This window comes from Pseudomonas sp. MF6767 (assembly GCF_016405475.1).
In the GTDB taxonomy this organism is placed as follows: domain Bacteria; phylum Pseudomonadota; class Gammaproteobacteria; order Pseudomonadales; family Pseudomonadaceae; genus Aquipseudomonas; species Aquipseudomonas paracarnis.
Genome location: NZ_JAEKCY010000026.1, coordinates 64861 through 79003, shown reverse-complemented (window position 1 = coordinate 79003; position 14143 = coordinate 64861). Strand labels below are relative to the sequence as shown.

At 54.3% G+C, this 14143-nt stretch carries 13 protein-coding genes; 9 read left to right on the top strand and 4 right to left on the bottom strand.

What is annotated here, in order from left to right; all coding sequences use genetic code 11:
• From JFT58_RS27140 to JFT58_RS27130, 3 genes are all read left to right on the top strand, one after another.
• On the top strand, window positions 1-109 hold a 109-nt coding region (locus JFT58_RS27140), incomplete at its 5' end, for an IS3 family transposase (RefSeq protein ID WP_138762977.1).
• A 50-nt stretch (window positions 110-159) separates the two neighbouring features.
• Window positions 160-858 (top strand): tetratricopeptide repeat protein, encoded by a 699-nt coding sequence (locus JFT58_RS27135; RefSeq protein WP_233095459.1) that lies wholly within the window; start codon window positions 160-162, stop codon window positions 856-858.
• Between the two features lie 238 nt (window positions 859-1096).
• On the top strand, window positions 1097-1942 hold the full coding sequence (locus JFT58_RS27130; protein ID WP_003464995.1) for an AraC family transcriptional regulator: 846 nt from the start codon (window positions 1097-1099) through the stop codon (window positions 1940-1942).
• Between the two features lie 29 nt (window positions 1943-1971).
• Here the strand turns inward: JFT58_RS27130 and JFT58_RS27125 are convergent, their stop codons facing one another.
• Window positions 1972-2490, bottom strand: a complete 519-nt coding sequence (locus JFT58_RS27125) for a YkgB family protein (RefSeq protein ID WP_003464991.1) — start codon at window positions 2488-2490, stop codon at window positions 1972-1974.
• Between the two features lie 1074 nt (window positions 2491-3564).
• On the opposite strand from JFT58_RS27125, the gene chrA reads away from it, so the two are divergent.
• The 4 genes from chrA (at window position 3565) to JFT58_RS27105 (ending at window position 8019) form a co-directional block, all read left to right on the top strand.
• Window positions 3565-4770: a chromate efflux transporter gene (gene chrA, locus JFT58_RS27120; protein WP_078468222.1), complete on the top strand. Its 1206-nt coding sequence runs from the start codon at window positions 3565-3567 to the stop codon at window positions 4768-4770.
• Window positions 4771-4780: 10 nt separating this feature from the next.
• Window positions 4781-5086 carry a PadR family transcriptional regulator gene (locus JFT58_RS27115; RefSeq protein ID WP_017335982.1) on the top strand — a complete coding sequence of 102 codons (306 nt, stop codon included), beginning with the start codon at window positions 4781-4783 and terminating at the stop codon, window positions 5084-5086.
• A 582-nt stretch (window positions 5087-5668) separates the two neighbouring features.
• Window positions 5669-7156, top strand: a complete 1488-nt coding sequence (locus tag JFT58_RS27110; protein WP_017735063.1) for a SulP family inorganic anion transporter — start codon at window positions 5669-5671, stop codon at window positions 7154-7156.
• Window positions 7157-7167: 11 nt separating this feature from the next.
• Window positions 7168-8019: a universal stress protein gene (locus JFT58_RS27105; protein WP_017735064.1), complete on the top strand. Its 852-nt coding sequence runs from the start codon at window positions 7168-7170 to the stop codon at window positions 8017-8019.
• A 102-nt stretch (window positions 8020-8121) separates the two neighbouring features.
• Here JFT58_RS27105 and JFT58_RS27100 read toward each other — a convergent pair whose 3' ends face one another.
• Genes JFT58_RS27100 through JFT58_RS27090 form a run of 3 tightly spaced genes read right to left on the bottom strand, consistent with a single transcriptional unit; the run spans window position 8122 to window position 11768 of the window.
• Complete coding sequence (locus tag JFT58_RS27100) at window positions 8122-11115, bottom strand: Tn3 family transposase (RefSeq protein ID WP_017335985.1); 2994 nt, start codon at window positions 11113-11115, stop codon at window positions 8122-8124.
• Between the two features lie 3 nt (window positions 11116-11118).
• Entirely contained in the window at window positions 11119-11529 is a 411-nt protein-coding gene (locus tag JFT58_RS27095; RefSeq protein ID WP_017335986.1) for a putative toxin-antitoxin system toxin component, PIN family, read from the bottom strand.
• Window positions 11529-11768, bottom strand: coding sequence for a ribbon-helix-helix domain-containing protein (locus JFT58_RS27090; protein ID WP_017335987.1), 240 nt, complete (start codon window positions 11766-11768; stop codon window positions 11529-11531). Before JFT58_RS27090 ends, JFT58_RS27095 begins: the two co-directional genes overlap by 1 nt.
• A gap of 201 nt (window positions 11769-11969) precedes the next feature.
• Between JFT58_RS27090 and JFT58_RS27085 the strand changes: the two genes are divergently transcribed.
• Window positions 11970-12887: a recombinase family protein gene (locus JFT58_RS27085; RefSeq protein ID WP_017335988.1), complete on the top strand. Its 918-nt coding sequence runs from the start codon at window positions 11970-11972 to the stop codon at window positions 12885-12887.
• A 110-nt stretch (window positions 12888-12997) separates the two neighbouring features.
• The gene (sdhC, locus tag JFT58_RS27080) at window positions 12998-13372 is read left to right on the top strand and encodes a succinate dehydrogenase, cytochrome b556 subunit (protein WP_005005993.1); all 375 of its coding nucleotides are present in this window, start codon (window positions 12998-13000) and stop codon (window positions 13370-13372) included.
• Window positions 13373-14143: the final 771 nt, after the last annotated feature.

Genomic DNA, 14143 nt, shown 5'->3' with positions numbered 1-14143 from the left:
CGATTACATCGAGATGTTTTACAACCCAAAACGACGCCACAGTTTCAACAATCAGCTGTCACCGGTAGAGTTTGAAAAGCGTTACGCAGCGAGCCTGGAGAGTGTCTAGGAAACCCGGGGCGATTCATGGCTCAAGGGAGGCCCGACGATGCCGCTAGAATGTTCGAACGAACGGTGTCACTGGCCGGTCGCCGACCGGAGTTATTAGGCGAGTGGGCTAAAGCATTGTATTTCTCTAACAACAAAATGTGGTCTCCGCCAATCAAGGCGCTGACAGATGAAGCTTTAAATGGAAATCCGGGTGAGCTCCAGAGCTTGAGTCTCATAGGTCTGGCTGCGTTTGAAGAGCATCGTTACCAAGATGCTTTAAAATATTGGCATCACGCATTAGCAGAGATGGGTTCCGACCATCCGTCACACGCTGCTTTAGTACAGGCCATTGGAAAGGCAAGAAACGGTCTTTCAGCGGATGAAAAAAACAACAATTTGACGATTAACCATGTTGCTGGCTTGCCACCAACACCGCTCAAGGTACGGGTGGACATTTCCCCGGAAATTTTCGAAAAGGTCGCTTTGGATGACAGTGTGTTCGTTTTCGTACAGACGCTATCGGGCTCCAAGGTACCTCTCGCTACCATACGACTTAAGGTCTCAAGTCTGCCGGCCGAGGTGGAGTTTTCAGGCGCTGATGCAATAGTTACCAGCAACACCTTATCGCAGACAGCCGCGATTCAAGTGACTGCTAGGGTCTCTAGGGGAGGGAAGAGTAGGTCGGGGGAATGGTTGGGCCGAAGCTCGACGACATTAAATTCGAAGAGCGCTAGGCTGAAGCTTACGATCAACCTTCCGGATATCTGATCGACTGCACCGCAAAGTGCTGTTGCCAGGTACTGTAAAATAGAAGAGTGAGCACTTGATTTGCTGGTGCTTTCAAACAACGGTGTTGTTTTTTTAACAGCCGAACTGGAAAGGGAGGCTGAGCTGCTCAGTGATCACTTTATCCGTTGGCTGATTTACGCCGGCATGTTCGCTACAGGCACTGAACGACAACGCAGATGGTATGGTCTGTGCGTTCTGACTCGTCAAGGATCGGCCAATGGATCGTTTGTCTAATTTGCTCTCGCGGTTCGGCGTGCGGGCCAATCTGTTCTATGACGGCGACCTATGCGGCTCTGCATCTTACGATGGCGCCGAGCGGCGAGGTTATATCCATCTGCTTCAGGCCGGCAGCGTGACGTTGCTTGGTCCCGATCGCAAGGATTTGCAGCTCACTCGCCCTAGCTTGATTTTTATGCCACGCCCCGCCAAGCATCAATTGTTTGCGGGTGAGTCCGATGGCGCAAAGTTGTTGTGTGCTTCCATGGAGTTTGAGGGCGGAATTGATAATCCTTTGTCGGCTTCATTACCGGACTGTTTGGTGCTCGCACTCGATGATCTGCCCATGCTGGCAGACACGTTGGAGTGGATGTTTGCCGAGGCGGCAAATGTGCATTGTGGAAGGGAAGCCGCGCTTGAGCGCTTATTTGAGCTCCTAATCATTCTGTTGCTCCGTTACCTGCTCGATCATCACCAGTTGCGCACCGGAATGATGGCTGGACTGGCCGACATGCGGCTTGCCCGATCGCTTTTACAGATGCACAACTCCCCGGAACATGCCTGGTCAATAGCAGAGCTGGCCAGTGAGTCAAATATGTCACGCGCTGCGTATGCCGTGCATTTCAAGAGTGTCATCGGACAGACGCCTGCTGATTATTTGTTGAGTTGGCGAGTTAGCCTGGCTCAGAAGCTGATGCGAGAAGGGCGCTCGATTACGCTGATTGCAGCTCAAGTCGGCTACGAAAGTCCTTCGGCGCTGTCTCGCGCATTTAGACGCAAGACGGGGTTGAGCCCTCGTGACTGGTTGAAAGATCTGGCGGGGGAAAATGATGGCAAAAAGGCCTAAGGCATTACTGCCTTAAGCCATTGAAAAAATTATGCATTAATTTTACGTTTTTCCAGTTCAACCAGCGAATGGCCTGCCACAAATATCGAAACAGCAAGCAACCCTAAGTCTTTAAGCAGAAACTGACCTGGCGCAACGGAAATCGCCGGAAACCCTAAACTAGGCTCAATGACGCCCGGAGTGGAAAACATAAAGCTAAGGGTTGTGAAGAACAGGCCTGCAGACAGAGCGCCTCCTACCACGGATAGTTTGGGCGACAGCATGCGGCCTGCGATCAGAGTGCCGATCGAAATCTCTAGTATGCCGAGCAGGCTGGAGAACATGTCGACCGAAAAAATGCTATACACCCATCCCAAAAGCGGGCTGTTGCTCACCAGTGGAACCAGGCCCTCGGCCTCGTAGTGGGTAAATTTCATGCCGCCGAACCAGAAGTAAATAATAGCGAGAGCCAAGTACGCGCCATAGATACCTAGCCCCATAGTTTTGGTTCCAAGCGTTAAGTGGGCCTGTACGCTGGACTTCGAGTTTTCAATGCCTATGGTTTTCATGTCTGAGCTTCCAGTAGTGAGTGAGAGTGTGTTGGCTGCCGAACGCCGTATGCGTTGGCGATGAGATTATTATGGCTGGCATCTCTAATCAAGAGGCATCAGAAAGTATTGATTTCAGTGCAGATCGTCTTGGGCGGTGCAATTCGCGATGAAGGGATCGCCGTGGAGAGCGATGAGTGCACTATTTCGATAAAGGAGTCGTTTTACATAGGTCGATGAAGCGCGTTGCGGCATCGCCTACTGTCATTTCTCAAATCTGACTATGGGGCTTGGGGCGAAGGGCGGCACTGACTAGGCTTAGAACAGCTACCAACTAGCCGCGCGGCCGCGATGCACAAAGAATGGTAACTGAGCCGTGAGTGCGGTGGGCGCCCGCATTTATTTCCAAACCCTACAGATACATCGATCTTCGACTTCAACCGGGCAGATAGCTGTTGCAGCAAGCCTATCAATCGACTTTGACGTGTTAAAGAGGATAGGTTTTCCAGGGTTGGGGAACAGCATGCCCTGCAGAACGACACACGGCACTTTTGTTAAATTAATAAGCTAGCTACCTATTGGGCATAACCTTGCAATTTGCTTCAATTTACGCACATGCACTTGCGACCTCAAAATGCAACGTAAGCCCCGAATATCTCCATTATTGTCGCCGCCAGCCTTAGTTAGGGGTTTGGGGAGCAATGGAACCAAAAACCAACGTAAGCCCGACTAGCTCCGTTCAGAGCCCTCTTCCCAGGCATCCGACTCGATAAAACCATTGCGCAACTTGACCACCCATTGGCGCCGTTATTGACCAGCCGGCTGCATTCTTGACCAGTTATTTGCATTCGGAGTGACCAGGAGGGGGGCAATAGAGAAAACGGAAAAAATCGTACGCTAAGGCCAAGCGTGTTTTGCTAATGAACTGTGCTAGCAGACAAAACCAGCGGCTAGCACAACATCGATTACTTGCATTGCGACACCCAGTACGAATTGCACGGTACTCCAGTCGTTTTGGGCAGCTATAAAATCGAATTTCGTTATCGAAGTTCGATTATTATGGATTAATCTGTGGAAAATCAGGTAGGCCAACGCATGACTAATACCTCCACCGATGACCGCAGCCCATGGTCGGTTTTTCTTATTTTTCTACGACTTGGATTGACCTCCTTCGGCGGCCCCATCGTGCACTTAGGCTATTTCCGTGACGAGTTCGTCACACGACGGCGCTGGTTGTCTGAACGCAGCTATGCTGATTTAGTGGCGCTGTGCCAATTTCTTCCAGGCCCAGCAAGCAGCCAGGTCGGCATAGCGTTGGGGCTATCACGGGCTGGATATAGCGGGGCGCTGGCTGCTTGGACAGGCTTTACGCTGCCTTCGGCCGTAGCTTTAATCCTGTTCGCGCTGGGCATTTCCAACTATGGGGATTCCGTTTCGCCGGGCGCGTTGCATGGCCTAAAAGTGGTGGCCGTTGCCGTAGTCGCCCAAGCGGTATGGGGCATGGCGCGCAACCTGTGTACGGATGGGCTGAGAGTCACAATAATGGCGATTGCCGCCTGTGCTGTCCTGCTCGTACCGTCCGCGTGGGGGCAGCTTGGTGTGATTGCTGCCGCAGGCATCATAGGCCGACTATTGTTCAAGCCAGCACATACTGTTGAGCACGACCCACTACCTATCACGGTCAGTCACCGGGCCGGCGCACTTTGGCTATCGTTATTTTTTGCCCTGCTGATTGGCCTACCGATCTTGGCAAAATTGCTGCCAAGTCCAACGATGGTGGTAGTGGACGCCTTCTATCGTGTGGGGTCACTAGTGTTCGGTGGTGGCCACGTTGTGTTGCCGCTGCTGCAAGCCGAAGTGGTGTCCTCCGGCTGGGTCAGTAATGAATCCTTCCTCGCGGGGTACGGGGCGGCTCAAGCGGTGCCCGGCCCATTGTTCACATTCGCCGCGTTCCTTGGTGCTTCGATGAGCACCGCTCCCTCTGGCTGGGTCGGCGGTATTGTGTGCCTACTGGCTATCTTCGCACCCTCTTTTCTGCTGGTTGTGGGAGCCATGCCATTTTGGGAGCGCCTGCGTCGCAATACAGGCATGCAAGCCGCGCTGGCTGGGGTCAATGCGGCGGTGGTTGGCCTGCTGCTGGCCGCGTTCTATCACCCTGTATGGACTAGCGCCATATTTCAGCCGCAAGACTTTGTCTTGGCCCTGGTCGCCCTTGTCGCACTGATGTTCTGGAAGCTCCCGCCGTGGCTAGTTGTCGTCGGCAGCGGTGCAGCGGGTTGGCTGTTGAGTATCGCGCTGTGAGGCACGAAAAATGACAGATAAAGACCTGTACGGCGGGTTGATCCGCCTGCACATACTTCACCATGCAGCCGAGAAGCCCGTCTTCGGACTGGGAATCATCGAAGAACTGCAACGACACGGCTACGAGCTGAGCGCCGGGACGGTATACCCAATGCTGCACGGGCTGGAAAAGAAGGGCTATTTGACCTCACGCCACGAACGCACCGGGCGACGTGAACGGCGTGTCTATGAGATCACTGAGCAAGGCCAAGTTGCGCTGGTCGAGGCACGTGCAAAGGTTAAGGAACTGTTCGGCGAGTTGATCGAAGGTTGCTGAGTTTACGGCTTCAACTCGGCGTCAGGCGGTTCACTGGCACCGCGTCAGACTAGGGCCGCTTTCTGCATTTTCTGACGCCAAGGCGTCAATCTCTATGGCCTCAACCTGACAGGCCGAATGCTTAGCGTACGATTTTTTCCGATTTCTCTATCGACCCCAGGAGGATCTGAATTGATCTCTCCACCATGTGTACACTGCCTGACAGCGGAGTTCGTCGCGGTTTAATCTAGAAAGACTTGCCCTAGGGAGATCAGCACGGCTGGAAGAACTGACCCAAACGAGGCAGCAGGTCGCATTTGACGATATCTTCACTGTATACTTTATCGCTCAGCCATACCTCTTGAGCTACAGGAACACCAGCATGACTGTACTCCAAACGATCTACTGGCAGCCTACGCCGCCTTAGCGCTACGCCCCCTCGCAACATCTCGCTTCCGCTAGTTTCGCTCGCGGTCGCGTACTGCTGTATGCCCGGTTTTTACACCCAAGGCACACAGCCAAATAATCCTCACAACTTGAATTCGTATCGACGCGCTCGCCATCTGCCTGGTGTGCGTGTGGTGCATTGCCTTGGATATTCTGATGCTGCAATCGCTCAAACAAACGTGGTTTTCCAACGTCCGTGGAGACGTGCTCGCGGGGATCGTGGTCGCGCTCGCGCTGATCCCGGAGGCCATTGCTTTCTCTATCATTGCCGGCGTCGACCCCAAGGTCGGTCTCTACGCCTCCTTCTGTATCTGTGCTGTCATCGCCTTCGTCGGCGGTCGACCCGGCATGATCTCGGCAGCTACCGGTGCGATGGCACTGCTGATGGTCACCCTGGTAAAAGATCACGGGCTTCAGTATTTGCTGGCAGCCACCTTGCTCTGCGGGGCGCTTCAAATCCTCGCTGGATACCTGAAACTGGGCTCTCTGATGCGCTTTGTTTCGCGCTCGGTAGTCACAGGCTTTGTGAATGCATTGGCGATTCTGATTTTCATGGCGCAGTTACCTGAATTGACCAACGTGACCTGGCACGTTTACGCCATGACCGTAGTGGGCCTCGGAATAATCTATCTGTTTCCGTATGTACCGAAGATCGGCAAGCTGATTCCCTCGCCGCTGGTGTGCATCCTGGCCCTGACGGCCATTGCTATTTACCTCGGTCTGGATATCCGCACTGTGGGTGACATGGGCGAACTGCCGGACACGCTGCCGATTTTCCTGTGGCCTGAAGTCCCGCTGAACGTTGAAACTCTGCGCATCATCTTCCCGTACTCAGCCGCCTTGGCCGTAGTAGGTCTGCTTGAGTCCATGATGACCGCGACCATCGTCGACGATTTGACCGATACCACCAGCAACAAAAACCGTGAATGCAAGGGTCAAGGCATTGCCAACATCGCTGCCGGGATGCTCGGCGGTATGGCAGGCTGCGCCATGATCGGCCAGTCGATCATCAACGTGAAATCCGGTGGACGTACCCGTCTCTCCACATTGTGCGCGGGCATTTTCTTGCTGCTGATGGTCGTTTTCCTCGGCGAATGGCTCTCCAAGATCCCGATGGCTGCATTGGTTGCTGTGATGATCATGGTATCCATCGGCACCTTTAGCTGGGATTCCTTGCGCAATCTGAAAGAGCACCCACTGTCGACCAACCTCGTCATGGTCGCGACCGTTGTGGTGGTCGTGGCAACGCATAATCTGGCTTACGGCGTGTTGGTCGGCGTACTGCTGGCTTCGTTGTTCTTTGCGAACAAGGTCGGACATTACCTCGATATCAAGAGCAGTCTTGAAGAGACGGAGTCGCATCGGACTTACCGCGTGGTAGGCCAGGTGTTCTTCAGCTCGGCAGACAAGTTCACCGAAGTTTTTGACTTCAAGGAAGCGCTCAACAAGGTCACCATCGATCTGACACAGGCGCATTTCTGGGATATCACCGCCGTCGCCGCGCTGGATAAAGTGGTAATCAAGTTCCGTCGCGAGGGCGCCGAGGTTGAAGTGCTGGGTCTAAATGAGGCCAGCGCCACAATCGTTGACCGCTTTGGCGTGCATGACAAACCTGGCGCCATCGACAAGCTCATGAGCCACTAAGGAGATCGACAATGACCCACGTAATGGCATGTATTGATAACTCACAATCCTCATTGGCGGTCTGCGACTACGCAGCATGGGCGTCGCAGCGACTCAACGCGCCTCTTACCTTGCTTCACGTATTGGATGAAGAGAAATACCCAGCAGCAGCTGACCTAAGTGGAAATATTGGTCTCGGCAGTCGAGAGCATCTGCTGGAGGAGCTGGCTACATTGGATGCCCAACGCGCCAGACTCGCTCTGGAACAGGGCCAACACATGCTGGAAAAGGCCAGGGAGCGAACGGTCATTTCCGGCGCTGCGTTTCCTGAGCTGAAGCAGCGCCACGGACACTTGGTAGAAAGTCTGAGCGACCTTCAGGAGGATATTCGACTGTTGGTGATAGGAAGAGTGGGTGAAGACAACTCACGCAACGCGCACAGCCTTGGCAGCCAGATAGAAGCTGTAGTGCGAACAATTCACCGGCCTATCCTGATCACAGCCAACAGCTATAAAAAGCCCGAAAAGGTGATGCTCGCATTTGACGGCAGCTCCACAGCCTACAAAACCATCCAAATGTTTGCCGCCAGTTCGCTTTGCAAAGACTTGCCCATTCATCTTGTTACGGTCGGTGCAGATTCGGTGAGCAATCACGAGGCACTGGGAAAAGCACAAAGCATGCTTCTCTCGGCTGGCTTCCTAGTCCAAGCTGAAATCAGACAAGGTGAGGTGGAGTCGGCTCTGCACGATTATCAGACAGAGCACGGCATTGATCTGCTGGTCATGGGTGCCTATGGGCATTCACGCATCAGGCAGTTTTTGGTAGGAAGCACGACTACGACGATGCTTCGAACAGCCACCATGCCTGTATTGCTGCTGCGCTGAGATAACTCTCTAAGCCACAGTGTTTCTACTTATTGAGAAATGCTGTGGTCAATCCCATCTAAGCTATCTGACAACATAGCCCACTGAGTTCGACCTGCGCACCTAAATATCGTCGTCTGGATTACGCAGTGGCCGTAGCTCACCTCGGGCGACCTCTTCTGGTACCGCGAAGGAGTACCGTCCCAACATATTGATGTGCTCGAAGATCAGCGGCGACAAACGAGCCAGGTCTTCGTCCTGTACCGGGTAGCCGTGCTGCTTTAACCGCTCCACGGCAGCCGTCATGTAGAGGGTATTCCATAGCACAATGATATTTACCACCAGGCCCAGGGCACCGAGTTGATCCTCCTGGCCTTCTCGGTAGCGCTGGCGAAGCTCGCCTCGTTTGCCATGGAACACGGCGCGAGCCAGGCTGTGTCGGCCTTCGCCGCGATTCAGTTGGGTCAGGGTGGCGCGGCGCTTGGACTCATCATCAATGTAGGTCAACGTATGCAGGGTTTTCTCGATCCGTCCGAACTCTGCCAACGCCTGGGCCAGACGGGTCGGACGATCTCCCGTTTGTAGGGTGCGCATGATGCCTGTCGCCGGCACTCGGCCAAGTTTGAGTGAGCCAGCCAAACGCAACAGGTCATCCCAGTGCTCGGCGATCAGGTCGAGCTTGACTGACTGGCGAGCAAGTCCGTTGAGCTTGCCGTAATCCGCGTCCGGGCGGGTGCGCCAGAAGCGGGTACCGCCGACATCAGCCAGGCGCGGGCAGAAGTGATAACCGAGCAGACGGAATAACCCGAACACCACATCGCTGTAAGCACCGGTATCGGTCATGATTTGTGTGGGCTGCAATTCGGTCTGTTGTTCCAGCACAACCGCGAGCAATACTAGGCTGTCGCGCAGGGTGCCGGGCACCGTAATGGCGTTAAGACCGGAAAACTGGTCGGAGATCAGGTTGTACCAGGTGACGCCCCGGCCGGTACCGAAATACTTCGGGTTAGGGCCGGCATGTACGGTACGCACAGGTACGACAAAACGCATGCCATCGGCGGAGGCCACCTCGCCGCCGCCCCAGACCTGAGCCAGCTCCAGTTGACTCTGCGCAGCCACCAAAATGGCATTGGCTGCCGACAGGGTATCGTCACGGAGATAGTTCTGGCTCACCCAGGACAGCCGGTCACGGCGCAGCGCTTGGTTGTCGTTGCGAGTCAAGGGCTCCAGGCCGGTGTTACAGGCTCCTCCCAAGAGCACTGCGCACAAACTCGTCACCAAGTTGTCGGCCCGCGCATTGCGTTCGGACACATGGGTGAAGGCTTCAGTGAAGCCGGTACGAGCGGCGATTTCTAACAGGATTTCCGGCAAATCGACACGCGGCATCAAGTCGGCCACGGCTGCACGCAGTTGCAGCAACGAGTTGGGCTCTTCCAGCTTCTCCAGCGCTCCGAGGGACAGCTCGGTTTTGCCCTCTGTATTCTCACTCAACTGGATCGCAGGATTGTCGGGCAGGCGAGCGGCGACTGCGTACCAAGTCGCATCCAGCTCGGCAGACAAGGCGTCCAAGGTGGTTTTGGCGTCCACAGTCAGGCCCAGTGAGCGACAGATGATCGGTCGCGCCGACAGCCATTCTGCACCATCGAGCAGACCGATACGCGGGTCGGCATAGCGCCAACTGGGTGCAACAAAGACATCGCGGCGGCGTAGGGCCGTGCGTAGTGCATCAAGCGTGCAGAAGACATAGGCGCCCATGTCGAGGGAGCCATCTTCGCGAGTGATGTGGTTCTGCCAAGCCTTGGCCACGATCTCCTGCGGCACGTCATCCTCCGGCTTCCTGCGAGGCAAGTTCAGTTGCAACCAGTCCAAACTAGCCGCCACACCCTTACCCGCCGGGCTGAAGCCGAAGCGAATATGTTTCAATAAGTCAGGAAGGAAACGGCGCACGCTGCGGTAGCGCTCCTCCAGAGCGAGGTAAAACACATCGTTGGCCGGACGGATCAACGCATTGACCTCTTCCAGGGCTTTCTCCAGCGTGACACGTGGCAGGTCGTTGAACAGCCGGGCACGGACATTGTCATCGCTGATCGAGCTATCCAGCACGACCTTGCACGCAGCGGCGAGCATTGCCGCCGAGCGATCCAGGTCTTTTAGACTACGCAACCGAGCCTTCTTGTCAGCCTTCTCTGCGTTGTTGAAGATATCACGCAGTAGCGCTTCCAGAACTTCCAGAGCATCGTCGTGCGCACTGGCTTCCAAGGAAACCGCGAATGCCACCAACGTCGCCAACCGGCGCGACGCCGGCAGTCGATTGATGGCCGTGACCTTCGCGGTGTTGGCAAAGCGAGCCAGGGCGGCAATGCGGCTGGGAGGGATATGCGCAGCTGCCGGTAAGGCGATACCCAACCCGCGTACATCATCCAGCCGACGCAGCGCCCGAACCAGTGCAGGGCCACTGACCATCACCGGGCCGGAGCGTAGTTGATCCAGTCGGGAACTACGGTTGCCTTCGGCCACCAGAAGCAAGTCTTGTAGGTGCTGTCTTTGCTCCTCGGTCACGCTGCGGCCCAAGGTGTACCAGAGGCGTTCTTCAACCCGGCTACGCAGTTGGGCAATGAAGCGCTCTAACTGGGAAATTCCGGGCAATAGGACTTTCTGTGTGAGCAGCCATGAGGTAGCTCGTTCGAACAGCACGCCAGGACGATCAGTACCAGTCCAGCAAAGGGCATACAGCCATCGGCTCAAACGAAAGCCGATGCCTGGGTCAGTAAAGTGGCGATAGCCATAGCGCTCTTGAATATCGGCCGCATGTATCCAGCGACGATGATCGCTATAACGTACAAGACAGTCAGGGTCGGCGATTGCCAATTGCCGACAAAGCACAAGCAGGACTTCCACCGGCACAGCCGTGGGTTTGTCCGGCAAAACACCGACGAAGCGAACGGTAGTCAGCAGAACGGCATAGCCCAAGCGGTTATGGTTGCCCCGTAGTACCTGGACGGCTTCACGGTCTTCATCGCTCAGGTGGAAGTAGCGCTCCAGTTCATCACGGCTGGGCGCATCGATGTAGCGACCAAAGCCGTCGCGTTGCTCCTGAGTCAGAAAACCAACCGGCATCGATCACAGTACCTCGGCGCAGAACACGGCGGGGGTGACAATCCGCGTGCGTTCGATATGTCCGCGCTGCAAGAGGCCTGCGCGTCGATCACCGGTTACTAGGTAGTCCGCATTGCCCGCCAAAGCCATGGCCAGCAGAAAAGAGTCATCCGGATCATCGGCTTCAACCTCAATGGTCAACCGCTCCAATACCACGGCGCGTTGCAGGTTATTGATCATGGCCCCCACTTTGGCAGGCTGAAGGATGGCCTGAAGCTTGGGGTAACGACTGGCGCGACGAATTTCGTCGAGCTGTGCCCGTGAAGTCACCACCTCGAAGCGAGCTGAACGCCAGGCCCGATAGATCGCATCAGGAGACCCATGCGGTGAGATCAGCGCACTGAACAGAATGTTGGTATCCAATACAACCCGCATCAGCGCTTACGCGCCCAGTCGAGCGCTTCTTCAACCGCTTCGGTCAGTTCGGCCTCACTCAGATGGGCATTGGAAACCTTGGCCTGTTCGGCGCTCAGCTCCAGGATGTGTGCCCGCACCGCTTCTTCGATGAAGCGCGACAGGTCGCCCTTACGGCCACCGCCTTGGCTGGCCAGAAACATGCGAAGCGATTGGTCGGTGTCGGTGGAGACGGCGACGTTCCAGCGAGTGGTATTCATGACTTTTTCCAATGTTAGGTGTTTATGTGTTTATACACTCGATCCTCACTGCGCCGCAACGGTTCGATAAAACCCTCGTTTTATAGAACTTTAACGGAAGACCTGCCCAGCTCCGAGTTAGCCCATATTATGGTTTTAAATACTGGTATCGTTAATCAAGGTTCTATTTTCAATTTCTCTGTTGAGTAAACGGTACTTTTGATGAAAATTGGCTATGCGCGGGTGAGTACTCGGGATCAGAACGCCGACCTCCAGATCGATGCTCTGACAAAGGCAGGGTGCGAGCGGATCTATCAAGACGTTGCCAGCGGCTCAAAAAGCGCACGTCCGGAACTGGACAAATTATTGGTTCATGTACGGGCCGGTGATGCTGTGGTGATTTGGAAGCTGGATCGTCTAGGGCGCTCGCTCAAGCACCTGGTCGAACTGGTCGGTGAATTGGCCGCTCGTAACGTTGGCCTGCAAAGTCTGAATGACCCCATCGATACCACCCACGCGCAAGGCCGCTTTGTGTTCAACCTGTTCGCTTCATTGGCAGAGTTCGAACGTGAGTTGATTCGTGAGCGCACACAGGCAGGCTTGTCCGCTGCACGGTCACGTGGTCGAGTCGGTGGCCGCCCGAAGGGGCTGCCCGCTCAGGCGGAAGCGACCGCTATGGCCGCAGAAACGCTGTACCGAGAGGGTCGGTTAAGTGTGAGCGCCATTGGCAAGAAACTGCACATTTCCAAAAGCACGCTTTACCGCTACCTCCGGCATCGCGGCATAACGATCGGCGTACCCGCAAAAATCACCCAGCATCTCAACATCACGGTCCCACCGGCAGTGGACAATGCCGAACGGATCGCGACGGTCATATTGCGCCTGGCCGTCGAGAACAACAGCAAGTTCGTGCGTGGTAAAAAACGGGCACTGGAGAATATCGAGCGTTACTGCCTGGAACCTTACGGCATGAAGCTGCTTGAGTCGGGCAACTACGCGCTGAGCATTCCCTATCGCAACGATGAGGCACTGGATAAGACGGTACATGATCTGCTGACCGAGATCAGCCAAGAGGCCGAGATGCGTAATTGCTTTATCGAGGCAGATGCCTGGGAAGAGGGCTCTGAGCGGAGGTGGTAGGGCTTATGTTGGTTTTTGGTTCCATTGCTCCCCAAACCCCAGTTACAGCTGCTATGATGAATGAGATCGAAAACTGAAATCCCCCACTAGAATTGTTGACTGGAGTCAAAATGAATAAAAAGCGGCCGGTTAATCTTGATATTCGAACCATTCAGCTTCCTCTCACGGCGCTTACATCGATTCTGCACCGGATTTCAGGAATTATGCTCTTTATTTTTCTGGGACTGATACTGTATATGCTGAGCAAATCGTTGGAGTCAGAAAAGGGTTTTAATGAAGTCAAGGAGATTTTTTCTTCACCTTTCGGCAAAGTTAGTTTCTGGTTGGTATACTCTTCATTTATTTATCATCTCGTAGCCGGAATTCGACACCTAGTTATGGATGTGGGTGTTGGTCATACTTTGAAAGGCAGCAATCGCGCCTCTACTATTGTTTTAGTAGTGTCGGGTGTTTTAATGGTTGCTGGCGCCGTATGGATTTGGTAGCTGTGGAGTCGTAATGCGTATTTACAAGGACTAAAAGCGTCCTTTAAAGCTAACTTACGAAAGTATTTATAATCGACGGTTCACGCTTAAACGGTTGAATCCTTTCGGGCTTCCGAATAGCTGTTAGCTGAAAGCTATCATGAGCTAAGTTTTCTGTGCATCATCAAATGTGTTAATGGGAGCGCCATAGTACTAGGTACAAATATGGCTCTAGGACAATGTTAGATGTTTTGGATTTTGAGGCGGATCGCTCTTATCGAAGATCGTCTAATTCGCTCTGAAGCGCAGGTTTTTTGAAACTATCACCTGGTTGGCACACTGTGCGAATCAACATCAGATATGAGAAAGCCAATCAGGTGAACACTACCCTCGAGGGCTCATCTGTCCAGTTAAAGCCTCGAGTCTTTCTGGGTGCGCAAAAGACAAGAAGGTTATATGGGAAAATTATGAGGCCTGGATACCATGCGTCATGGGCGTGCCGATGCTGTGAGTGACAGAGCGAGAAGCAAGTGAAAGTCCCTGAAGTAGGGGCGGGATGCGCCCGAGTGGCATTTTTTGTCTTAAGGTAGATCGCGTAGCTGTTCTTCAGAATAATCTTCAGAGCGTTGACGACAGCCATCGCTGTGCATTCCTCAAGAATAGAATGTGTCGGAAGGGTGGCGTCATTGGTGTTAGTCATCGCTTAGGATTTCTCAATCTGGCTTACACGGGCGCCTGTACCGATATCCCCGCGGATGGCGACGTATCGATGTTGAATTCCTCGCCAGACGA

Excerpts from the sequence above, each read along its gene's own strand:
- JFT58_RS27085 (WP_017335988.1), top strand. The coding sequence starts at position 11,970 with ATGAAAATTGGCTATGCGCGGGTGAGTACTCGGGATCAGAACGCCGAC.
- JFT58_RS27095 (WP_017335986.1), bottom strand. The coding sequence starts at position 11,529 with ATGCGGGTTGTATTGGATACCAACATTCTGTTCAGTGCGCTGATCTCA.
- JFT58_RS27125 (WP_003464991.1), bottom strand. The coding sequence starts at position 2,490 with ATGAAAACCATAGGCATTGAAAACTCGAAGTCCAGCGTACAGGCCCAC.
- JFT58_RS27100 (WP_017335985.1), bottom strand. The coding sequence starts at position 11,115 with ATGCCGGTTGGTTTTCTGACTCAGGAGCAACGCGACGGCTTTGGTCGC.
- chrA (WP_078468222.1), top strand. The coding sequence starts at position 3,565 with ATGACTAATACCTCCACCGATGACCGCAGCCCATGGTCGGTTTTTCTT.
- JFT58_RS27090 (WP_017335987.1), bottom strand. The coding sequence starts at position 11,768 with ATGAATACCACTCGCTGGAACGTCGCCGTCTCCACCGACACCGACCAA.
- JFT58_RS27105 (WP_017735064.1), top strand. The coding sequence starts at position 7,168 with ATGACCCACGTAATGGCATGTATTGATAACTCACAATCCTCATTGGCG.
- JFT58_RS27110 (WP_017735063.1), top strand. The coding sequence starts at position 5,669 with ATGCTGCAATCGCTCAAACAAACGTGGTTTTCCAACGTCCGTGGAGAC.
- sdhC (WP_005005993.1), top strand. The coding sequence starts at position 12,998 with ATGAATAAAAAGCGGCCGGTTAATCTTGATATTCGAACCATTCAGCTT.
- JFT58_RS27115 (WP_017335982.1), top strand. The coding sequence starts at position 4,781 with ATGACAGATAAAGACCTGTACGGCGGGTTGATCCGCCTGCACATACTT.
- JFT58_RS27130 (WP_003464995.1), top strand. The coding sequence starts at position 1,097 with ATGGATCGTTTGTCTAATTTGCTCTCGCGGTTCGGCGTGCGGGCCAAT.
- JFT58_RS27135 (WP_233095459.1), top strand. The coding sequence starts at position 160 with ATGTTCGAACGAACGGTGTCACTGGCCGGTCGCCGACCGGAGTTATTA.